The sequence below is a fragment of the uncultured Dysgonomonas sp. genome (genome assembly GCF_900079725.1).
GTDB lineage: Bacteria > Bacteroidota > Bacteroidia > Bacteroidales > Dysgonomonadaceae > Dysgonomonas.
The window spans coordinates 2,976,039-2,997,928 of record NZ_LT599032.1; the positions used below are offsets into that span (position 1 = coordinate 2,976,039).

Annotated in this window: 20 protein-coding genes; 4 read left to right on the forward strand and 16 right to left on the reverse strand. The window is 40.0% G+C overall.

Annotated elements, in window-relative coordinates; translation table 11 throughout:
* Positions 1-80: 80 nt before the first annotated feature.
* Positions 81-1,061, forward strand: a complete 981-nt coding sequence (locus QZL88_RS12460) for an RHS repeat-associated core domain-containing protein (protein WP_296941593.1) — start codon at positions 81-83, stop codon at positions 1,059-1,061.
* Between the two features lie 104 nt (positions 1,062-1,165).
* Here QZL88_RS12460 and QZL88_RS12465 read toward each other — a convergent pair whose 3' ends face one another.
* Complete coding sequence (locus QZL88_RS12465; RefSeq protein WP_296941595.1) at positions 1,166-2,293, reverse strand: hypothetical protein; 1,128 nt, start codon at positions 2,291-2,293, stop codon at positions 1,166-1,168.
* A 232-nt stretch (positions 2,294-2,525) separates the two neighbouring features.
* On the opposite strand from QZL88_RS12465, the gene QZL88_RS21225 reads away from it, so the two are divergent.
* On the forward strand, positions 2,526-3,074 hold the full coding sequence (locus tag QZL88_RS21225; protein ID WP_363927536.1) for an FISUMP domain-containing protein: 549 nt from the start codon (positions 2,526-2,528) through the stop codon (positions 3,072-3,074).
* Between the two features lie 135 nt (positions 3,075-3,209).
* On the opposite strand, the gene QZL88_RS12470 is transcribed toward QZL88_RS21225, so the two are convergent.
* Positions 3,210-3,407: a hypothetical protein gene (locus QZL88_RS12470; RefSeq protein WP_296941597.1), complete on the reverse strand. Its 198-nt coding sequence runs from the start codon at positions 3,405-3,407 to the stop codon at positions 3,210-3,212.
* An 85-nt stretch (positions 3,408-3,492) separates the two neighbouring features.
* On the opposite strand from QZL88_RS12470, the gene QZL88_RS12475 reads away from it, so the two are divergent.
* Entirely contained in the window at positions 3,493-3,789 is a 297-nt protein-coding gene (locus tag QZL88_RS12475) for a hypothetical protein (RefSeq protein ID WP_296941599.1), read from the forward strand.
* A gap of 7 nt (positions 3,790-3,796) precedes the next feature.
* Here the strand turns inward: QZL88_RS12475 and QZL88_RS12480 are convergent, their stop codons facing one another.
* The 9 genes from QZL88_RS12480 to QZL88_RS12520 all read right to left on the reverse strand — a co-directional run bounded on the left by QZL88_RS12480 (position 3,797) and on the right by QZL88_RS12520 (position 17,054).
* Positions 3,797-5,446 (reverse strand): glycoside hydrolase, encoded by a 1,650-nt coding sequence (locus tag QZL88_RS12480; protein ID WP_296941601.1) that lies wholly within the window; start codon positions 5,444-5,446, stop codon positions 3,797-3,799.
* Positions 5,447-5,521: 75 nt separating this feature from the next.
* Positions 5,522-7,258: a RagB/SusD family nutrient uptake outer membrane protein gene (locus QZL88_RS12485; RefSeq protein ID WP_296941603.1), complete on the reverse strand. Its 1,737-nt coding sequence runs from the start codon at positions 7,256-7,258 to the stop codon at positions 5,522-5,524.
* Positions 7,259-7,296: 38 nt separating this feature from the next.
* Complete coding sequence (locus QZL88_RS12490; RefSeq protein ID WP_296941605.1) at positions 7,297-10,332, reverse strand: SusC/RagA family TonB-linked outer membrane protein; 3,036 nt, start codon at positions 10,330-10,332, stop codon at positions 7,297-7,299.
* Positions 10,333-10,419: 87 nt separating this feature from the next.
* Complete coding sequence (locus QZL88_RS12495; protein ID WP_296941607.1) at positions 10,420-11,766, reverse strand: sialidase family protein; 1,347 nt, start codon at positions 11,764-11,766, stop codon at positions 10,420-10,422.
* Between the two features lie 7 nt (positions 11,767-11,773).
* A complete protein-coding gene (locus QZL88_RS12500; protein WP_296941609.1) occupies positions 11,774-12,952 on the reverse strand; it encodes a sialidase family protein in 1,179 nt (392 codons plus the stop codon).
* Positions 12,953-12,973: 21 nt separating this feature from the next.
* Positions 12,974-14,245: an MFS transporter gene (locus tag QZL88_RS12505; protein WP_296941611.1), complete on the reverse strand. Its 1,272-nt coding sequence runs from the start codon at positions 14,243-14,245 to the stop codon at positions 12,974-12,976.
* The gene (locus QZL88_RS12510) at positions 14,242-14,892 is read right to left on the reverse strand and encodes a bifunctional 4-hydroxy-2-oxoglutarate aldolase/2-dehydro-3-deoxy-phosphogluconate aldolase (protein ID WP_296941612.1); all 651 of its coding nucleotides are present in this window, start codon (positions 14,890-14,892) and stop codon (positions 14,242-14,244) included. The genes QZL88_RS12505 and QZL88_RS12510 overlap by 4 nt, the downstream gene beginning before the upstream one ends.
* A gap of 12 nt (positions 14,893-14,904) precedes the next feature.
* Positions 14,905-15,948 (reverse strand): sugar kinase, encoded by a 1,044-nt coding sequence (locus QZL88_RS12515; protein WP_296941614.1) that lies wholly within the window; start codon positions 15,946-15,948, stop codon positions 14,905-14,907.
* A 209-nt stretch (positions 15,949-16,157) separates the two neighbouring features.
* Positions 16,158-17,054, reverse strand: a complete 897-nt coding sequence (locus QZL88_RS12520) for an AraC family transcriptional regulator (protein ID WP_296941615.1) — start codon at positions 17,052-17,054, stop codon at positions 16,158-16,160.
* An 897-nt stretch (positions 17,055-17,951) separates the two neighbouring features.
* On the opposite strand from QZL88_RS12520, the gene tsaE reads away from it, so the two are divergent.
* Complete coding sequence (gene tsaE / locus QZL88_RS12525; protein WP_296941618.1) at positions 17,952-18,368, forward strand: tRNA (adenosine(37)-N6)-threonylcarbamoyltransferase complex ATPase subunit type 1 TsaE; 417 nt, start codon at positions 17,952-17,954, stop codon at positions 18,366-18,368.
* 76 nt (positions 18,369-18,444) lie between these two features.
* Here tsaE and QZL88_RS12530 read toward each other — a convergent pair whose 3' ends face one another.
* From QZL88_RS12530 to QZL88_RS12550, 5 genes are all read right to left on the reverse strand, one after another.
* The gene (locus tag QZL88_RS12530) at positions 18,445-18,996 is read right to left on the reverse strand and encodes an NAD(P)H-dependent oxidoreductase (RefSeq protein WP_296941620.1); all 552 of its coding nucleotides are present in this window, start codon (positions 18,994-18,996) and stop codon (positions 18,445-18,447) included.
* Between the two features lie 45 nt (positions 18,997-19,041).
* On the reverse strand, positions 19,042-19,821 hold the full coding sequence (locus tag QZL88_RS12535; RefSeq protein WP_296941622.1) for a radical SAM protein: 780 nt from the start codon (positions 19,819-19,821) through the stop codon (positions 19,042-19,044).
* Between the two features lie 14 nt (positions 19,822-19,835).
* The gene (locus tag QZL88_RS12540) at positions 19,836-20,849 is read right to left on the reverse strand and encodes a hypothetical protein (RefSeq protein ID WP_296941624.1); all 1,014 of its coding nucleotides are present in this window, start codon (positions 20,847-20,849) and stop codon (positions 19,836-19,838) included.
* A gap of 394 nt (positions 20,850-21,243) precedes the next feature.
* The gene (locus QZL88_RS12545) at positions 21,244-21,687 is read right to left on the reverse strand and encodes a YqaA family protein (RefSeq protein WP_296941626.1); all 444 of its coding nucleotides are present in this window, start codon (positions 21,685-21,687) and stop codon (positions 21,244-21,246) included.
* Entirely contained in the window at positions 21,680-21,889 is a 210-nt protein-coding gene (locus QZL88_RS12550) for a hypothetical protein (protein WP_006800319.1), read from the reverse strand. The genes QZL88_RS12545 and QZL88_RS12550 overlap by 8 nt, the downstream gene beginning before the upstream one ends.
* Position 21,890 lies beyond the last annotated feature (1 nt).

Consider the following 21,890-nt stretch of genomic DNA (forward strand, 5'->3'; position numbering starts at 1 on the left):
TTACCTTTGTTACTTTTTTATCTTGTCGGTTAAGGAGGTGAAAAAGTAACAAATGAGAAAATCTGGGCAGTAATCGAATAGTGGCTAATAGTAGTGGTACAGTTATTCAGAAGAATCATTATTATCCGTTTGGTACTGCATTTGCTGAAACAACTACAGCCGAACAGGGCAAACAGCCTTATAAGTATAGTGACAAGGAGTTGGATCAGATGCACGGGCTAAATCTGTATGACTATTTCGCCAGGTATTATGAAAGTGCAATAGGCCGGTTTACTTCAGTCGATCCATTGGCCGAGGAGTATTATAGCTGGTCACTGTATACTTATGTGATGAATAACCCATTAAAGTTTATTGATCCAGATGGTAAAAAACTGAGATTAGTTAATGCTCCTAATTTTGCATTGATGAATATAGCTAAAGTTGCTGCAACGTCAAGAGGAGGTGAAATGCTGAATTATTTGATACAGCATCCGAAAACAATTAATGTACATGGACTTGTATTTAAAATCAATAGTACTTATGATGACTATGAAGTAACATATGCTAATAATTCTTTGGTTTCAGGAGGGGTTGGCGCCCCTACTCCAGGTTATATTGCAATGGGGCACGAGATGAGACACGGTTACGATCATTTGAATGGTTACTTTAGATCAGCCCGCTTACTTTCTACAGCAGAGAGACAAAACACAGAGTCCAATGCTGTTAGTTTTGCAAATTATCTAAGATCAGTTTATTCATTATCACCCCTGAGGAACAGCTATCCATCTACTGGAATACCAGACGGTAGTTCGAGGTTTTATTCAATGCCTTCTGGTAATGAGAGCGTTTCTAATTTTAAATTTTTAGGACGGAAAGATAATATAGATAAAAAAAATCAAGCAAAGATCTCAGTTGCAGGTTTTAGTTACATCAAGACTATTGAAAATTTCGATATTTGGGGTAGATCTCAAGGAATTCAAACTAAAACTTACTATATGACTGTTAATGTAGATGAAAATAGAAATGTTAACTATAAAATATATGAAAATGAAGATGAATATAAAAAGAATGCTGGCCTCTAGGATGAATATTTGTATTTTGTTAGACAGTGTCCAGAATAATGTGTAAATGAAAACTACAAGCTTTTCAACCTGTAGTTTTCATTTACACATTATTCTGGACACTGTCAGGATGCAAATTCATAGTCAATCATATCTTTACGAAGTAAATTTATCCAATCGTTCTTCGATCCGAATTTTCCATGTGTTGTAAATATTTCAAGGATATTATTTCGTAATGAATTAGATATGTTGAAAAATATTGGAAATTTGTCTTTATCTATAAATTTTAACAACATACTCCCCTTTTTAGCAATCTCTTCTTTTTTTATAAAATATTTATTTTTAACAAGCCAGATTTTCATTAAAAACTCAAAAGACACTTTATCTGTATTTTCCCCGGTTTCTTTTTTCTTTTCCTGGTCAAGTTTATGATCGATATACTTAAAATCATCTATTGAAAGAATGAACTTTTTTGACCTCTTAACATCATCAATTTTCCAGGATTCTTTATTTAATAATGCGAATTGATTTATAATTACAGGAATAGAAACTATCGGGTTAATATTAAATTCAATGTCTTGTTTAAATTCAATTGGTTTAGATATCAGATAAACAACCCTACCGATAATGAAATGTAAATTTTCTGTTCTCTGTGTATCATTATGCTGGTATGCCCATTCACAAATTTCGCTTTTAAGTTGTCTTTGAGTAAATACAGATTCACTTATTTCTTTTTTAATATTGGAATTTAAGATTAATTCGGCAAGACACCATGCTGCAATTTTACTTATTTCATCATCTTTCCAAAGTAAAGACATTAATGCCTGTCCTGCTCGTGGGGTAGCAATCTGTTTTAAGGTTAATATTGCTTTTATATCTTCTTTTTGAGATAGTCTTACAAGTTCATCTATAGCAATATCGCCCATCCTGATTAAACATTTATATAATTCCTGATTTTTGAAACAGGAATTAGAGATGATTTTAGCAGCTTTAGGCAAGTATGTGTATGATAGCGCATTACCTATAATAACTATTTCTTTTTCATTTCCTGACGAATTAAATCTTGATACTAAGAGATTAAAAATATTCTCACCTCTTTGGCGGGTGTCAGATGCCAGGACTCCAAATGCTTTTTCTATTTCTACATTGGAATTTTCGGCATCTATTATTAAGCCGATAAAATAATTGATTATATCATTAGCCAGGTTTTGTTCAATTCTTTTTGCTTCAGAAATACATTCAAAGGCAATCACCGTTTCGGGTACCGTAAGTGAATCTTATCGCGGAAAAGCATTCGACATACCTGTCACTATACTGGGGCAGCAGTTATATGTGCGTGTGAGTGTAGGTTGCGGTGCTTATGGGTCTGACACGAGAATAGTCCCTTCCACTGGAGGCGACCCTAACTGGCTGCAGTGGCAATGCTTCAACCTGGGAGCTGATACCAGCCTCGACCCGTTCACCTATGTATCCAAAGGGGTTACTGTGGGCTATGACATCAAGGGCGACCTCTACCAGTGGGGAAGGCCTAAGGACGAACACCAGATTCGCACAAGTGCAACTACAACCACCCTCTCGAACAGCAATACTCCGGGGCATGCGAACTTTATCATCAGTACCAGCTCTCCTTCTGACTGGCTTTCGGGCGGCAGCAATACTTCCCGGTGGGGCGACGGCACGACCAACGAGAACATGGCAAAAGCCGCTAACGACCCGTGTCCTGCTGGGTGGAAGGTGCCGAGCTATAAACAGTGGGCAAGTATATATACCAATACCACTGCTACGACACCAAACACCTGGACATGGACTACGAGCGGATACAAAGTTGGCGACGCCTTATTCCTGCCCGCTGCCGGCTCCCGCGGCCACGGCACTGCTTCGACGGTAAACGGCGTGGGTAGCTCCAGCTACTACTGGAGTAGTACGGTTACCAGTATCTACTCGTACCATCTGTACTTCCGCAGCGACAGCGTCCTCCCTGCGTACAGCAGCAACCGTGCGTACGGTTTCTCTGTCCGCTGTGTTTCAGAATAAGAGCGACCTGTAAGGACGCGTGTCAGTCTATTTACTATATACCTAAAAAGATGTAGTATATGCAAAATAATAAAAGGAAATACCCAGGTATTTCCCTTTATTTACTAAAATTGTCAGATGTAGATTGGAACTAATTTATTCGGCAGCAGTTTCTACAAATTCCTTACCTGCGTCGTCCAGAATAACAACTTTAATGCTTTCATCCGATTTTGAGGATAAGGTTACTTTAGTAAGTTTTTTGTCTGCGTTGTAGGCAAGAGCTGTGACATTATATGATTCTGTGTACCCTTGAATAGCAGCTTGTACTTTCTCGTTCAGGTCTTCAAACTTCACGTCTACATATCCGTCATCGTTTGATTGGCTAATAGCAACGACTGCATTATTCTCAACTGATAAACTTTGTACATTGCAAAAGCTGATGTTCCAAAAACTATCGCAAGAAGAGGTACTAGAAGAACTACTCAGTTTTATTGTCAATAATGTAGCTTTCGGCGATCTGTACACCAGCGGCTTCTGGGAACTAGTCTTTGAGACATGGGTACAGATAACCTCTGCAAACGATACCTCGTTTGTTCCCAGCCTGAGCCTACTGGTATTTTACGAAACAGGATACGGCCCCTATGAAAATGAGATGCAACAGTTGAAAGGAAATTATCCCCTGCTCATAAACTGGACGAAGTATTACTTCTCTGGTACAGAGTCAGAAAGGCAATAGTCTCCGTCTATTTTTCTAATGCGTAAGTCGGGTTAAATATTTCCGGATATTTCCTGATAAAGTAGACTGGTGTGCAGCTCCATGCATGGCAGTAACTGTTCATTGGGTGAAATTTGTAAGGCGAAATAAAATCATCGTTAGGATCATATGCTTCCCAGAATGTGTCTGCATCTCTACGAACCATTCCTCCCCAATAATCTACTAATGCTTCATTTGCCTCCTTTTCCATTCCTGAATTTATCATTGCCTGGATATAGTAATGATAGAGATAAGGGGTGCCTGGAGTTATTGCACTATCGGAAGAGGATAATCCATACAAAGCTCTTTGAGCTTCTTTTTGGGTTGGTACACCGGACAGTACCATCCATATTTGAGAAGCATACGATATCTGATTATCAAGTTTTCCAACAAACAACCCCGACTGTTTATCGTAGTATTCTTTGTATGCAGCTTTACTCATTTTCTTCACCATCGAAGGGATATAGGTAATTTCTTTCTCTTTACCAATCAGCCGCGCGAGTTCATAAGTTTCTTTTAAGGCAAAAATCGAAACACCTTGTAATGCAACTTCTTTATGTAACCCGGGCTTCCAGTCAAAAAACACCCACCATTCACTATTTGCTCTCTCAAAATCCATCAAACCATTCTCTTGTGTGTAAGTTCTAACAATTTCAAGTTGTTTTTTTGCCACAGGCCAGAGATCATAGGCTGTCTGTAAATCATTAGTTGCAATCAGGTAATCTTTTAAAGTAGCGTTAAATAAAAGAGCATACTCTAGTAAAAATTGTTTTTGTTGTGCATGAGGTTCAGGCCTTTCGAATACATTGGCATTTAAATATCCATTTTCATCACTCAACCCTGCAACAAGGTATAAACAGCGGCGTGTCAGGTCAAATTGACGATACGAATAATTATTTGCCATTGATTGCAGATAAAGATCACCAATCCAAAGTCGTTGATCTCTTTTAGGTCCGTCTTCGAATACGGTTTGCATACACTCCTTAAGTGTAGCTAATCCTATGCGGTCGATCTCTGTTATAATTTCCGGTACCGAAGCAGATAACGGGTCAGGTACTACGGAGACTGATGTTACCGCTCTGCAAGTAATATCAGAAATTGCAAAATCGAAGTGTGGCTCACCAATTAGCTCTGCTTTAATATATCTGAATGATAATCTTCGTCCTATTTGAATTGTTTCAGAAACATTCATTACAGTTACTGTTTCGTCCTGTAACCAAGCTCTGCACAGATCACCTGTGTAGGGATCAAAAGGTGTTGATACTTCTGAAGGGACTTCACCAAAAGTAAATTTTAGTCTGACCGGAGAGTCGGGGGTTCTTTCATCAAGCGATTTAAGACTAAATGACACATAACCAGTTAAATGTTCTCCGAAATCAATAATATAGCTTTTTTGTTGTTTTAATGAAATCTCCGAAAGCTTTTTGTCAGATTGAGATTCAACTACCTTCCATCCCTGATATGATTCTTTATCTGAAATAATTTCTACCAGTCTACGTGGCTGTTTTAAAGTTTCTATCAAACGAGGAGTATTTTGTTCTGCTTTCTTCAACCAGCCAGCTCGATATTCCTTATAAAAGTCTGTTCCATAAAGAGGCACAACAGCTACTAAAAATAAAATAGAAAGGATGTTTTTCATAAGTAACTTATTATACCTATAGCCGATATGAAAATATCGGCTATAGGTAATTTGGTTTAATTTTATAAATAATAATCAATAACTATCATAACCCGGATTTTGTTTCAGATTAGGATTTGCTGCGAGTGTTGTACGACTTATTGGCAATATTTCTCTGAATGACTCTGACTGAGGTTTATCCCACCATGCTTCGGTAAAGCGATTAAAGCGGCATAGATCTGTACGACGACGGAACTCTCCCAAAAATTCGCGTCCCCATTCATCAAGCATCTCATTCATATCAAGAGTAACATTCCCCTTAGGATCTACTGTACCTTGATATAATGATGTAGGATAGTCTACGGCCGGATAGTTACGCTTTCTTACTACGTTCAGCAAATCGCCTGCAGCCATTACATCTCCCCCTCTGAGTTTGCATTCGGCAAGCGAATAATAAATTTCGGCAAGACGTATCTCTGCATAATCGGTTGCATATGCTTTATCTCCGTCTGTGTCAGGATAAAATGGGTATTTCACCGCACGCCAACCGGAATTATCATCTGCATAAAGAATTCCCGAACGTTTATCGTCAATTATTGCTCCTTCTGGTGCGTCGTTAAAAAAACCTGCCTGATCCCGAAGAATCACATCATCGACCTTATTGCCTTGTTTAAGAAAACCACCCTGTAAGAGATTGGGAATTTTTCCGAACAAAAACATTCCTTCGCGTTCACCGTTGCCAAGATTTTTATAAAGTTTCAGGCGGTAGTCCGACGGATATTTCTTAAATTTGGTAACAGGCTTACCCAGATCATAACTATACTCAACACCGTCGACATCCATACTTGGTGTTAAAGCGAACTTGGTACTGCTATTTCCTTTCTTTGAGAATAGAAAATAATTTGTAGTTGTTCCTCCGGGAGAAAGTGTCCAGAAATAGACATCACTTGAATAATGATAATTCGAATAGTTTAAATCACTTGCAAATGCATATATCAATTCATCAGAGGTATCATTATTCCACTTAAAAGGTTCATCCCATTCATCATCAATCGCATAAGGTCCATATTCTCCGTCGATAATCTTTTGGGCATATTCTGCACACTTATCATAGCGAGATACCCCTGTCCATTTCTCAGAATTTAGATAAAGGCGAACCAAAAGCGCAGCAGCCCCTGCTTTATTCCATCTCTGTTGGTTTTCTTTATTACCACCCAAACTCTCTTTTTTGGGAAGCTTTGCCAACGCATCGATAAGCTCTTGTTCTATAAAACTAAATGCTTCTTGCGGAGTAACCTGATTTTCAATATTTTTACTATTATCTTCGACACTTCGATAGATAGGAATATTACGATAAAAATCAAATAATCTTATATAAAACCATGCTCTGAGCGTTCGGTTACTCCAATATAAATTATTAAACTCCTGGCGATCCATCGAATAGTCCTCCGGATTAATTTTATCTAAAATATCTAACGTGTTGTTTATTAGTATAATTCCTCTCCAGGGAGCATTCCAGACACTTACATAATCGTCATCCCATGTCCATGTATGTTGATGGGTACGAAGTCCCTTACCATTATTGTACCATGTAGTTCCGTTGCGGGTATAAGTTGCCCAATGATCTCCCATATTTTCCTGTACTTCGAAAACCATTTTCATCGAAGCATATGCCTGATCGTAAGGAGCAAGAGCGAGAGATAAAATATCCTCTTTAGTATGAATAAACCCTTCTGATCCGATTGAGCTATACATTTTCTCTTCAAGATCTGTGCATGCTCCCAAAATAGCAAATGAGAAAACGATTAAAAAAGTATAAATTATCTTTTTCATTTCGATTTTTTATTTAGATGAATATTTTGTCCGAAAAATTAAAAACTTAATTGTAGTCCACCTAATATTTGAAGCGTAGATGGATAATATCTTGTTGAAGTTAATGCGCCGGGAGTCAATCCGTTAACAGGAATAAAATCAGGGTCTAAGCCATCATAACCTTTAATTGTAAACAGGTTTCTACCTGTCATATATACCCTGACACTCGATAAGAAACGCGAGTTCTTAATCTTTAATGTGTAACCCAACGTAGCAACATCCAACTTCATGTAATCTCCCTTTGTAAGAAAATAATCTGTTGGTTTCCCCATATTATCTTTTATATCCTTGTTTTTCTCATACGCTGAATGATATACATTATAACCTTTCTGACCCTGACTTATGCCAAAAGCATATTCCATAGTATTATATATATCGAAATCGAATGCACCCCTTAGAGAAAGAGAAAGATCCCAATTTTTATATTTAAACATGTGCGACATTGACATACGGTATTTTGGCAAACCATTTCCGACATATCGCTTGTCATCATCTATAGCTTTGTCGATAGGTATCTTCTCTGTATTATCCTTATTCCACACTAACCATTTTCCGTCATTATCAAGACCTGCGTATGAAAGCATGTAAAACGCCCCCACGCGATGTCCTTCTTCCATACGTTGTATAGGAACATTTGCAACTCCAAAATCACCTAGACCTAATTTGGCTGAGTCGTCATATCCCTTACTTTGATAAAGGTCGTTCGAGAATTTTTTGAATATATTATGATTTACTTCACCTACTAATCCGATCGTATAGCTAAAATCCTTTTTTGTAATTGCATTAATATATAAATCCGCTTCCACACCTGAATTAAGCATCGTACCTACGTTTACAAAAATAGTAGAAGTAACATTTGGCGGCATTGGGGCATCATAAGTTCCGACAAGATCTTTTTGAGTGCGGTTATAGTAATTCAAACTACCTGTAAGAATATTATTAAATATTGAGAAATCAACACCGATATTCCAGTTTATACCTTTTTCCCAATGCAAATTCGGATTAATGTTTGTTGTCGGACCAGTTCCAGTCTGCCAAGTTCCGTTATAGAATACCTGTCCGGAAGGGTTGTATTGCGCGAGAGATTTGTAATTCGGTATATTCTGATTTCCGGTAATTCCAAAGTCAGCACGAAGTTTCAAATCATCTATCCATGAAACATTCTCCATAAATTTCTCATTTTTTATACGCCATCCTGCAGAAACAGCCGGAAAATATCCCCATTTATGATTTTTTCCGAATCGCGACGAACCTTCGTAACGTAATGACGCTGTCATCATATATTTATAGGCATAGTTGTACGTAAGTCGCCCGAAGAAACCAATTAGTTTTGAGGACTCTTTGCTTGATCTCATATAAACCCGGCCTTTGTCTAGAAGTGCTTGATTATCCCCGCTTCCTAAATCATTGTATTTCAATGCGTCAGATACAAAGTTTCGGTTTCCTGCACTCATTCCTGAGTTCTCAAAATAGTTGTAAGAATAACCAACCATTCCTGTAAAAGAATGTTTTTGGTATGTGTATGCTCCATTTGCAATCCACTCCAGTGACTCAGTTTTAGCTTTGGAATATCCCCTTCCAGCTTGTCCTTTGATATTTGCATCTCTATTGGTAGAAACAGTCGATGGAGTAAAGGAATAGTCAAAATTGTCAATTATATTTTGAGATATCGTTACTTGAGTGTTTAGCATGTTGGTTCCATTCACTAAGCTTGGATTTATGGCAGATAGTATATTTAAAGTAGCGCTAGCATTCCAATCGAGAATTTTTGTTTCGGATCCGCTTTCAATAAGTTTCAATTTTTCCACAGGGTTAGGTCCTGTCGGTAATCTATTTGTAAACGTACTGTACAAAGATGGATCGTCTTTCTCCATAACATAAAATGTAGGATTTGCCCTGATTGCAATATCAATAGCACTCTGATCTGACATATCTCTTTTTATTACTCTTGGAGCCACGGAAAGAGACATTCGGAACAGATCTGATGCCTGTCCATGGTTCAGAGATGCCCTTGCGCCATATTCCCTACGTCCTGACCGGATATCAACACCTTCGGCATCGCGATAATCTACTGTAGCGCGATAGTTCATCTTTGAGTTTCCACCGGAAACAGTTAATGTATGGCTTTGGACTTTACCGGTTTGGGTGACCTGATCAAACCAATCTGTCGAAGATCCGAAATCATTCGCGCCTTCAGGTACTCTTAGCGTTCTAAATTCATCGGCAGTCAATAAATCAGGCTTATTTGTAATCATATCTACAGCTACATAGCCGCTATAAGATGTAGAAATAGTGCCATCGGTATTACCTTTCTTTGTTGTTACAATAATAACTCCATTACTACCGCGCGTACCATAAATTGCCGAAGCAGCTCCATCTTTAAGAATATCGATTGACGCTATATCGTTCGAGTTAACATTCTGAATATTTGCACCCGCTACCCCATCTATAACATATAATGGGCCTAAACCTGCATTACGCGAAGAGACTCCTCGTATTTGAACACTTGCCGCTGAGTTAGGGTCTGCTTCCGAAGTATTAGAAATACTCACGCTGGCAACTTTTCCCTGTATCTGCATCAATGGATTAGTTGAGCTTATCTGCGAGAATTTATCGCTTGAAATATGAGCTATCGCAGAGGTTGCCTCTTTTGCTTTCATCGAACCATATCCGATTACCACAACATCGTCAAGGATTATTTCATCCTCTTCCAGAACGATGTTCATATTATTCCCTTGCACGGGTACTTCTTTTGTTTTGAAGCCAATGTAGGTTAGTTCCAATACTTCTCCTTGTCCGGCAGCGATTTCAAACCGACCATCATCATTTGTAACAGCCGTAACTTGTTTGTTCTTTACTTTGATAATCACTCCGACCAAAGGTTCATTTTTCGTATCTCTGACTACTCCGGATACCGGTTTTGTATCCTCTGCATGTAAAACTGTCAGAGAAAAACATAAGCCGAGGAAAAGCAGCAATATTCTATTGCCGACTGATTGTTTTTCCTCTCTCTTCTTACAATTCATTAATTTCATATTATTATCATTAAGGTTAAAAAAAGGGCTTGTATGATTTATTTTGTTTCATTGATATTACTCCAAAGCCATTAGCAGTAGAGTGATCTATTTAAACCACTCGTCTGTAATTGTACGTCCGAGCAGGTAGAATTTCTGGTCATTATACCATAGCACAGTCTTTCCGTCGATGGTTGTGGTACTTGTGTAGAATGAATTGTGGTGAGGGCGGTCGATAAACACATTTGGCTTGGCATCGAACCACACAGGCTGATCAGCTCCTTCATGATAACGTCCGGCAAACATATAAAGCGGACCTCGAGTCTGCCAAGGGCTGGGATTGTCTTTATTGAATTTGTTGTGAACCAAAAGGAAATAATACCCACTGGCGGCTTCATTTCCTTTCCAGTCGTACATCGGACACGGAGACAGTGGGTGAGGAATCGGCTCGCCTCCGTCACGGGTCAAAAGTTCACGGGGATTGCTCCATGTCTCTCCTTTATCGGAGCTCACGGACCATACAGGTGTACCGCTACCCGCCCGCATGATACAAAACAGACGTCCGTCAGGGAGTATAGCTACGCTCGGTTCTTCACAATGAGTCTTATGTTGCAGAGCTTTCTCACCAGTCATCACCCAACGTACTGCGACATCTTTAGGCTCTGGATTCTGATCAATGTTATCGAAATGGATGAATGATGTAGCCGTTCTGCGTTTGGCATGAGCGTGTGGAGCTGACATATGGGTTACGCCAACAAGATAATTTCCGTTTTTACCCTGACGCAAGGGGCGTTGCCATACAACCCATTCAGGAGGAATTGTCGTATCAAGGGGGTCATATGAGGTTCTGGGAATCGGCAACTCGGCAGGTTTACTCCATGTTACACCGTTGTCATCACTGCAAATACACATCATCAGACCAGTATGCTGCCTGCTGGTGGCGACCTTTCCCGGAACAAATTGATTGTATATGATATAGATGCGCCCCGCATGGCTTACCATCGGAAAAGCCCAGCTTGCGATCGCTCCACCGTTTGCGTAACCTTCGGCAACAGTTTTATAACCTGCCAAAACATGAGGTTTTTCCCAAGTTTTACCTTTATCGTGACTTCGAGAGAAAGCTATATGCTGGTCTAATGCACCCTCTACCGATGCCTGACACCATACGGCAAAAAGCATATTCTTGGCATCGGGTTTGTCGAAAACTTGAATATGGTCGTTATACATATCGCCAAGCCGGTTGGGATCGACCTCGGGAACAAAGATTACATAATCGGGGTTCGAACGGCGTAGATCTTCCGCAAACTCCAGCTTTAGTTTCAGGTTGTTTTTTACCGCTTTTTCGATTCGAGGTTCATACTCCTTATACCATACATCTACATCCGGATTTTGCTGTGCCGACAACGATGTTGAGACACACGACAATAAAATAATAATGATTCTTTTTACTTTCATAATTCATCTATTTTTGATTTATGTTCAATCTGAATACGCTGTATATATCTTTATTTTTTATATCCTGTTCTGTAAAACGACAGTACCAGATCTCTTTAGCTCCGTATCTGTCGCGGTCGAATGTCAGGTGAATTGCTCCATCATCAGTCTGTGATATATCAGGGTATGATACATCTGATCTGTGGTCGATAAGCAAACTGTACGGCCATGTCAAACCGCCGTCTTCGGAAACAAATACAGTCATATTACTACGACTTGTGCTTGCATTCATTACAAGAATAAGATTGCCCGAATTCAGTCGCCCGATATAGAAACGGCTGGAAGCAGCAGTACCAGCGGCTGTAAACGACTCATAAGGCGTCCATGTCTTACCGTAATCATAACTCCGTGATGAATATAGGCCTGCCTTGCCTCGCAGTAATAGCAAAAACTCTCCATCTTGTACTTGTGCAATCTGATGTTCGTCATAAATACGTGCAGCCATAGGCAGATGCCTTATCGAGGTATAGGGTTCAAGCTCTTCATTGACCGTCGGGCTGTTCTTCCCGAGAGGACTACTGTACACAAACGTTCCTCCGCCAATATAGTGCTCATCCTTCGACCAATCGTGTTCGAAGTCCCACACAGATATCGGGAATAAAGTCTGTGCAATTTCCTCCACCTCGATCGGTTTTGTCATCATCACCCCGTATGAAATGAGTTTTGGCGCAGAGTGTTTTATCTTTTTCCCATCCCAATCCAACTTAATGGCATTTATACCCCCACGCAGATCCCAATGAAGTCCACGCTGGCTGACGGCGTAAAACAACCATATGTCATTGTTGCTATCGCGCCAGAGAACAGGGTCAAAGAAACGATCCGAAGAGGGGAGTTTCGGATATACGATCAGTTTGTCACGCATCCACGTTTGCCCGTTGTCAGTACTTACAGCTACTGTTACTAAATTTCCCGAACCTTCGCCACGACCTCCGACGTACCATGCGGCATGGATCACACTACCATCTTTTTTAGCGGCTATGCTAGGCACAAGTTCATGTTTTCTATCTTTCAACAGCGAATCCACATCAGGATCGGCTATCACGATAGCCGTATTGTGGCGATCTTTATCATCTTTCAGTAGCTTTGGCTGTCCGAAAAGTATGCTTGCTCCGCATAGGAACAATAAGGTTAATAAAGTTTTTTTCATAGTAATTTTAAGGTTTTTAATTCAATGCTGTTCTTTCGATTTGCGAACAAGGAATAATATCAGCGCCCAGACAAGCAAATATGTACACCCGCAGACTGTAAATATTATATTGTAGCCGACCGAAATATCGCCCAAAAGCCGGAAATGATCCAGTATACCGCCTACAAACAGTGGGAATAAGATTCCGCCGACTGCGCCTGACATACCCGCGATACCAACCACCGAACTCACATTTTGTTTTGGGAACATATCCGAAGCCAGCGTAAAGATGTTCGTAGCCCATGCCTGATGTACGGCAACTGCTAAACTCAAAATAGCCACAGCAAGCCACATATCGGTTATGAACTGCATCCCGATCACGCTCAACTCGATGATGGCGAAGATCAACAATGCTGCCAGGCGTGCTTTGGATACACCCCAGCCCCGTTTAATCAGATGTGAGGAAAGATAGCCTCCAGCGATACTTCCGATGGTAGTAGCCGTATAAATAATCATCAGTGGGATGCTCGGTTTCGAGAGATCTATATCGAAACTTGTACGGAAATACGATGGCAACCAAAACAGGAAAAACCAATAGATCGGGTCGATAAACAGCTTACCAGAGATCACGGCCCATGTTTGAGGCTTTCGGAACAGCGAAATCCATTTGACTTTCGGAGCGTTTTCCGCAACCTCTTCACCGTCCTCTTCGATCAATGCCAACTCCTTTTCAGTGATGCGTTTTTGCCGCCTTGGAAGCTCATACAGCCACAGCCACAATACAACCCAAACCAGCCCGATACCACCCGTAATCCAGAACACCTCGTGCCAGCCGTACGAACTAAGGATTATAGGAGTCAGTATCAGCGCTAAAACGACTCCTATACTTGTTCCTGAGTTGAAAATACCGGTTGCCACGGCACGTTCCCGTTTCGGGAACCATTCCGAGACGGCTTTGGTACATGCCGGAAAGTTACCTGCTTCACCGATTCCCAAACCAATGCGTGCGAAAGAAAAACCTCCAACGCTTCGGGCTACGGCATGCAGCATGCCTGCAAGACTCCATATTGTTGCCGAGATCGCGAATCCGAATCTCGTCCCGATCCAGTCGATGAAGCGCCCCATAACCAACAACCCTACAGCGTACGCCGCCGTAAATGCCATAATAATATGGGCATAGTCGGTCTCTGTCCAGCTGAATTCGCTTTCCAAGATCGGTTTCAGCAACCCGATTATCTGCCGATCCATATAGTTTATGGTCGTGGCGATGAACAGTAATGCGACCACCACCCAGCGATAATTTTTCATTTTCATTTTCTGTTCGATTTATAAGTATTCATCAAGGTTACATAACTTCTAAAATGTCCGTACAGCCCATCCCAATCTTGCGCATCGATCATCGTTTTATCGAACAGCGGTGAGCCTATTCCAAATCCTTCTACTCCGGCTTTTAGAAAGTTAGCCATGTTTTCGAGGCTGATACCACCTGTAGGCAAGAATCGTACTTCGCTCAAAGGGCCTCTCACATCTTTTAGGTAAGCCACACCTAAATTTCCTGCCGGAAACAGCTTTACCACTTCTATGCCTAAAGACGATGCCCGATATATCTCTGACGGTGTCATTGCTCCCGGAAATATCGGAATTTCACGCTTCAGGCATTCACAGATAACCTCTTCGTTCACAATCGGAGTTACCACAAACTGCGCTCCAGCATCCAAAGCATTATTCAAATCGTCTAACGAGCACACCGTCCCTGCTCCGACGTTCAATTGCGAACCGTATTGTTCAAGTGTGTATCGCATCAACCCACACATATCGGGTGTATTCATTGTGATCTCAATATTGGTCAGTCCTGCCTTGACATAGAGCGGCAAAACCTGCTCGTAGACATCGCGTTGCATGCCTCGGATGATTCCCACAATGGGTATTTGTTCGAAAAGCGTCCATGAAAATTCTCCCATAATCATCTGTTTTTATCGAACGACACGTCCACTACCATCACCATGCATAAGGTTTTCAACTTCAGTAACAGTCGTTAGGTTAAAATCTCCATACATCGTATGCTTCAGGCACGAGGCTGCAGTAGCAAATTCCAACGCCTGTTTGTCATCCTCCGGCCAAGCCAACAATCCGTAAATCAATGCTCCCATAAACGAGTCACCACCGCCGACACGGTCTACTATATACGTAATGTTATATGTTGGTGCAGTATACAGTTTGTCGCCATTATAAAGAACCCCCGACCATGTATTGTGACTTGCATTAATCGAACCGCGCAGTGTTATCACCACTTTTTTAGCCTGTGGAAAATGATCCATCAATTGGCGACACACCGATTCAAAAGCCGTGGCTTCGATGTATCCTTCGGTTTGGGTTGCATCAAAATTTTCGGGTTTAATGCCGAATACAGTTTCTGCATCCTCCTCATTCCCGAGTATAACGTCGCATTCGGCTACTAATTCGGGCATCACTTCCGATGCGGTTTTGCCGTATTTCCACAGGTTTTTACGATGGTTCAAGTCGACAGAAACCGTCAATCCCATCTCTCGGGCAACTTTGATAGCTTCAGCGCATACATCTGCCGCTCCTTGTGAAATGGCAGGTGTGATACCTGTCCAATGAAACCAATCAGCTCCTTCGAAAATCTTATGCCAATCTATCATCCCTGTTTCAATCTCTGAAATCGATGAATGCGTACGGTCATAAATCACTTTTCCCGGGCGGGCTACTGCTCCGGTTTCAAGGAAATAAACTCCCAAACGGTCGCCGCCATAGATTACATTTGGCGTTTTGACACTGTACTTGTGTAAACTTTGCAGACACGCACGAGCGATATCATTGTCAGGAAGTCGGGTTACGAATTCGGCATTTAGCCCGAAATTTGCCAGTGATACAGCTACATTTGCCTCTCCGCCGCAGTAGGTCGCAATAAAGCTGTCGGCTTGACTGAATCTTAGAAATCCGGGAGCTGCCAGACGTAACATTATCTCTCCGAAACAGACTATTTTCTTGCTCATTTTTCTTTTTGTATTAGGTTAATAGGCTTAGTGTTTAATCACTAACACAAAATAATAGCTATTTTCAGAGAATGTTTTTGTCTATTTTCTAAAATCCATACGGTATTTTAATATTTTGATCAGAATAGCTTAATATTAAGAAGGTAAAAATGACACCTTAATGCTGAGATTCAACATTCAGATGTCTTAATAATACGAGTAATAACTAGCTATAACCCTTTTAGTTCCATGCTTTTTTGATGCGAGACACGATAATCGGTGGGCGTTACACCGCTATATTTTACAAATTGCTCATTGAAGTGTGAGATACTATTGTACCCAGATTCGTAGGCAATCTCCACTATATTTTTGTCTGTATGAGCCAGCAATTTCCAGCTATGTTGTATGCGTATCTCGTTCAGATAGTTAAATATAGTCTTACCGGTACTCTTCTTAAAGTAGTTACAAAGCGTATTGGGACAATAATTCACAAACTCAGCAATGTCGTTAAGCCTTATCTCATTATGCATATTAGCCTTAAGATAGAGATAAACTTTATTTACAACATCATCCTTATGGTTGCCCAACTCATTACAGTCGTAAGCAAGCAGTTGTTCATAATCCTGCTCCTGCCCAAGAATATCCAGCATTTTATACACGTCCCATATTTTACGAATACTGTTGCTTTCCGGTATCATGTCCAACAATTCGACCACCTGTTTCGCCGACCGTGATGCCGTAAAATCGATACCAAATCGTCCTCTGTCTAACAGTCTGGCAATATTACTAAACTCTCGTTGTTCTGTAAAGTCCTGAGGTAAAATCTTCTCGGTAAATTGTACGACTTGGCGTATGTATGTGTAGCCTTGCGCTTTGTTGTACTCCATATCGCACGCAAATATATGAGGGATGTTGGCCCCAATGAAATACAAATCGCCTTTTTTGAACGGATAAACGGCGTTGTCGATAAAAAAATTACCCTCACCTTCACGGATATACATTAATTCATATTCGGGATGATAGTGCCATGTCTTATAAATGGAGTCGAAACGGAACGTGCGTTCGCCAAACGAATAACCATCCTGATAAATGATCTTTTCAAATAATACCTGTCGTTTTCTTCCCATATTCTGCTTAATTAAGTAATTTTTAATATTTATTGTCGCATTCTTACGTAATTGGCTGATTGTTTAATGCATTATCTTATAGCTAATTTGTTATGAAATTTTCTATATCAATAGAAGAAGAAAAGTCAGGACTGGAAAAATTATATAAAACTAATTCCAGATCAGTAGTTCGTAATCGTTGTTTAAGCTTATTTTATTCAAAAGAATAACGTTCAATCAACCTCGCATTTAAAGGTTCCAACGGATCGCCCAATTGACTTAGTTTGCTCAAACGAAGGTATTGTACCTAAAAATCTTAATGACCCTTAATCTTTTTCATAGCACGAAAGATACGAAAAATACATTCACATGGTAATTGTCAGCTGTATTTAATCAGCTATTTTGCAATGTTGTCAAGGCTAAAACTATATACTTGAAAATATTGAATATATAATCCCGGAAACGGTAATTTCTGAATCTTTAGAAATTTGCAACAAAGGAATTTTTTATTAATAGTATCATAGCCTAAAGATTAAAAATTGAAATTTAGTCAAAATTATTTATCCAAGTTTCTTTTTGAGGCATCTTTTAGTAAATAATTGTTTTTATCATTTGCTTCTGCTAAAGAGAGTAAATCATAATTAAGACAATATTTATTTTTAATAAAAAGGGCCGGGCTGTAATATAATTTCTGCTTCCTCATAAGAATTAACTAACAAAATCTACATAGCTTTGTTATTATCTTCAAAACGGACAAATAGATATAATTCTCCTTTTTCTTATACTGCAACTCCTTTTTCTTTCCATATAGATAATTTTATGTAAACCTCATCAAATAAAATAAGGAGATAGGCGTAAAAAAGTAGAAAGAATGAAAGACAAAATATATCTTTGTAATCAAATTAATGATAACTAAATATGAATATTACAATAAAATCTCTTGAGAACATAGACGAGGCTGCTACCGAATTTGTAAAGGCAATGGGCGATAATACTGTCTTTGCTTTTCGCGGCGAAATGGGAGCAGGCAAGACTACTTTCATCAAAGCCATCTGTGAGAAGCTAGGGGTATCTGATACTATAAACAGCCCTACATTCGCCATAGTCAACGAATATCGTTCCGATAGCGGAGAACTGATTTACCACTTCGATTTCTACCGGATTAACAAAGTGGAAGAGGCTTTCGATTTTGGCTACGAAGATTATTTCTACAGTGGTAGCCTTTGCTTTATCGAGTGGCCCGAACTGATTGAGAACCTCCTGCCGGCCGATACAGTGACTGTTAGTATCAAGGTGTTGGAAGATGGGAGTAGGAGTGTAGTCGTTGGTGCTTAATGTTCAGGTTCTTTATAGAAGATAAGGAGGGACAGGCTGTATAGTCTGTCCCTTTGTATTTTTAAGTTTTTCTATATCACACCGTAGCTTCCACTTTCTTGAGGAAGTCTTTACGCATCTCGTCCGTACCGGTAGAAGTGTGCTCACAATTGAGCCATGTGGCATTGTTTATACCTACCGAATAAAGCATGTTAGGAATAAAATAATCCTGAACAAAAGGCTTAAATATTTCGCCGGCACTCTCCGATGTTGTGATTACTGTAGTCCGTCCGATTTTGAGTAATGGAGTCCACCCATTTTCATAGCTGAAAGCAAAACCTTGAAGGAGTACTTTGTCGAAAAAGCCTTTCAGTATAGCAGGCATTGTTCCCCACCAGATCGGATATATGAATATAGCCTCATCAGATTTTTTCAGCATCTCCTGATATTTCAGAACGAGCGGGTCGATAGCCTTTCCCTGATTGTATACTGCAAGTTCTGCTTCTGAAAATGACGGGTTGAATTTATCTTTAGGGAGGTCGATAACCTGATAAGCCTTGTTTTGTTGTTCGAATTTTGCTGTAATTGTGTCTAAAATAGCTTTATTAAAACTACCATGCCATGGGTGGCTGAATACGATTGTTACCATTATTATGTTTAATTTATTTATAGAGTTGTTTATTATCAATATTGCTTAACCTGCAACATTGACCTTTATTCCTAATTCTTCGATACGCTTTGCGATTTCCTTTAATTTCTCCACAGACGCTTTCTCGAGATTCTTTTCGGGAGTTTCCCTGTCGATAGTGTATATCATTACTTCACGCGGGTTGGTTTCCTTCACCACTTGCAACCATGTCGAGATTTCCTCTTCTGTGGTGTTGTCCACGGTTTTTCCATTGTGGCTACCCGTTACAAACATTGTTTGCATAATGAAATTGCCCTTGAAGCGATTGAATATCTCCTTTTGTTTCTCGATACTGTATTCCGGCGAATTGGGACGGTCTATCAGACGCACGGTTTCCAATATGCCAGAGTCAAGTTTAAGTATATTATTATCTACCTTTTCCAGCGCATCGAAGACTTTCTGTTTGCCGGCATGCATCGCATTCGATAATACGCTGATCTTTGCCTTTGGAAAATATTTGTTCCGCAGTTCTATCGTATCATCAATGATTCCGGCAAATTGGGGATGCATAGTCGGCTCCCCGTTTCCGGCAAAGGTTATGACATCAATGGAGGTATTTTCGCCTTTGAGCCGTATCAGTTTATCTTCTAATGCCGCTCTTACATTTTCGCGGTCGGGAAGTTTTGTCTTCGTTCTGAAGTCTTTATTGTATCCGCATTCACAGTAAATACAGTCGAACGAACACAGTTTGCCGTCGTAGGGCAATAGGTTCATTCCCAGCGAACTACCAAGTCGGCGGCTGTGTATAGGGCCGAATACAATTTCGTGAAATAAGATGGTTGACATGATTTCTTTTAAACTTAGAATCTTTCTGCAAATTTAACGGTTTTATCCCTGTCAGATTCCATATAGTCCGTTAATTCTTTGTAAACGATTTCTTCAGCGGCACTTTCTATTTCGGGCTGTTCCAATTCTATTTTCAAAGATCCGCCAAAGGTAAATTCTGAACCGGATACCGATGCGATAATTATAAGTCCCCAATTGCTCAGGTCAATATCGTTATTCTGATCTGTATCTCCTTTTGTGAATTTTATTATTCCTTTCTTAATTCCATTGATAAGTGATCCATGATTGTAAGTTACAGTATTTCCTGCAAAAGATTCTATATGAAAGCATGTCTCATAGTCGAGAAGTGCTATAGATATTTTGTAAAGAAATCCGTTATGTTTCTTTTCTATATCTAAGCGAAAAGGGATATCGTTGACCGCTCGTTCCATTACCAACATATCCATTTTATGGAATATTCCTTTTGGGTAATGAAATACACTTTGTTGGAAATCATTATGCAGATTGTCGCTGAAACTGATTTTTATCTGAGGGTTGAGGTAAGCCGTTTTGCGGAATGCGGAGCAGAAATATTCAAAGCTAATATCTGTGGTTTCGAATATGTCAGTGTCAGGAACAAAATTTATAATGAGATCTTCTCTCAGGTAGCCCTCTTCTACACTTGTTTCGAATCGCCCGTTTTGAGACAAGAGCGTATATATTTTACCTCCGTTATATACTTCCATCTTCACCGATCGGCTTAGACCTATAATTACCGACAGAGCCATAATATTCTTATGTCCTTCGCTATTTTCCGCCTTCTTCAGAAGCCCAAGTTTTCTTATCAGAGAATCTGCATCTATGGCAGATGATGTAATGCCAATTGCGCCATCCGACGTCAGGTCTATATCTACTTCTTCCATATTTGCCGATGACATCAGGTCTACGATAAGGTATTCCATCATCGTAGCGATACCTTTAGCCTCTTTACTTCCAACATACATGGCAGGCCGCTGGCGAATGCTTTCTATCAAAGATATATCTTCCATAATGGTTTCTTTATTCTGCTTTTTGATTTTCAATATTTAAAAAACTTGACAAACTTGACACTTTTTACGCTATTTTTGACGTGTCACGTTTCTTCTAAAAACTTCGTGCTGCTCCTCTTCTTCTTACTGATTTTTTTAATAAAAGGTAACAAAAGTAACACATATATCAGTAAACAGTCAACAATTAGCAGTCAACAATTAGAACTCCTACTTAACGCTTACAAGTAAAGCTTTGCGCCTTAGCGTGAAATAAAATAGGGCGCTCACCAACCCGTAAATGTTAAAAGGTAACAAAGGTTACACTATTTCACTCATTTGCTAATTAATTTTTTCAAAGAGCTATAGGCTAACGGCTATTAGCTATATATAGATAAATTTTCCTGATTAATATTCGTTATATTATCCAACTCACACCATACATTATCAATATATACCGCAGCAATTTACCAGAGAACATCGCCACATTGACAATATATACATTTGCCCGCATATATCCCAAAGCTAGCGCGATGACATCACCTACAATGGGCATAAAGCTGAAAAAGGCCATAATCGCGCCTTTACCCTCCAGCCATTGCTGCATCTTCTCTATCTTGCCCCGGTCTACTTTCAGGTATTTTTCTATCCATTCTATTTTTCCCAGACGACCGAGGTAATAGTTGGTCATACCTCCCAGCCAGTTGCCTACCGAAGCTACAATGACACACCCCCAGGCATTCATCCCCATAGCCAACAGTCCGGCAAAGACAAATTCCGACCCGAATGGCAGAATGGTTGCCGCCAGAAAAGATGCCAGGAAAAGGCCGATATAGCCATATTCGACGAAGCCGTCAAGCATGCATCTTGTAGTATATGAAGAGGGCGAAAAGGGGAGCTATTATACACAGGCCGATGCCTGCTTTTTTGACCCACGATTCAGTTTTCAGGCTTTCTTCGTCGTATTTGGCCTTGCGCATGAGTGAGCGCGGACTGATAATCATAAAAATGCCGAAAATGAGCATGAATATGGCGTATATGTAATCCCAGTTAGAATATTGCATT

Excerpts from the sequence above, each read along its gene's own strand:
- QZL88_RS12485 (WP_296941603.1), bottom strand. The coding sequence starts at position 7,258 with ATGAAAAAGATAATTTATACTTTTTTAATCGTTTTCTCATTTGCTATT.
- QZL88_RS12550 (WP_006800319.1), bottom strand. The coding sequence starts at position 21,889 with ATGCAATATTCTAACTGGGATTACATATACGCCATATTCATGCTCATT.
- tsaE (WP_296941618.1), top strand. The coding sequence starts at position 17,952 with ATGAATATTACAATAAAATCTCTTGAGAACATAGACGAGGCTGCTACC.
- QZL88_RS12530 (WP_296941620.1), bottom strand. The coding sequence starts at position 18,996 with ATGGTAACAATCGTATTCAGCCACCCATGGCATGGTAGTTTTAATAAA.
- QZL88_RS12505 (WP_296941611.1), bottom strand. The coding sequence starts at position 14,245 with ATGAAAATGAAAAATTATCGCTGGGTGGTGGTCGCATTACTGTTCATC.
- QZL88_RS12520 (WP_296941615.1), bottom strand. The coding sequence starts at position 17,054 with ATGGGAAGAAAACGACAGGTATTATTTGAAAAGATCATTTATCAGGAT.
- QZL88_RS12480 (WP_296941601.1), bottom strand. The coding sequence starts at position 5,446 with ATGAAAAACATCCTTTCTATTTTATTTTTAGTAGCTGTTGTGCCTCTT.
- QZL88_RS12535 (WP_296941622.1), bottom strand. The coding sequence starts at position 19,821 with ATGTCAACCATCTTATTTCACGAAATTGTATTCGGCCCTATACACAGC.
- QZL88_RS12540 (WP_296941624.1), bottom strand. The coding sequence starts at position 20,849 with ATGGAAGATATATCTTTGATAGAAAGCATTCGCCAGCGGCCTGCCATG.
- QZL88_RS12510 (WP_296941612.1), bottom strand. The coding sequence starts at position 14,892 with ATGGGAGAATTTTCATGGACGCTTTTCGAACAAATACCCATTGTGGGA.
- QZL88_RS12475 (WP_296941599.1), top strand. The coding sequence starts at position 3,493 with ATGTTCCAAAAACTATCGCAAGAAGAGGTACTAGAAGAACTACTCAGT.
- QZL88_RS12495 (WP_296941607.1), bottom strand. The coding sequence starts at position 11,766 with ATGAAAGTAAAAAGAATCATTATTATTTTATTGTCGTGTGTCTCAACA.
- QZL88_RS12500 (WP_296941609.1), bottom strand. The coding sequence starts at position 12,952 with ATGAAAAAAACTTTATTAACCTTATTGTTCCTATGCGGAGCAAGCATA.
- QZL88_RS12545 (WP_296941626.1), bottom strand. The coding sequence starts at position 21,687 with ATGCTTGACGGCTTCGTCGAATATGGCTATATCGGCCTTTTCCTGGCA.
- QZL88_RS12490 (WP_296941605.1), bottom strand. The coding sequence starts at position 10,332 with ATGAAATTAATGAATTGTAAGAAGAGAGAGGAAAAACAATCAGTCGGC.
- QZL88_RS12515 (WP_296941614.1), bottom strand. The coding sequence starts at position 15,948 with ATGAGCAAGAAAATAGTCTGTTTCGGAGAGATAATGTTACGTCTGGCA.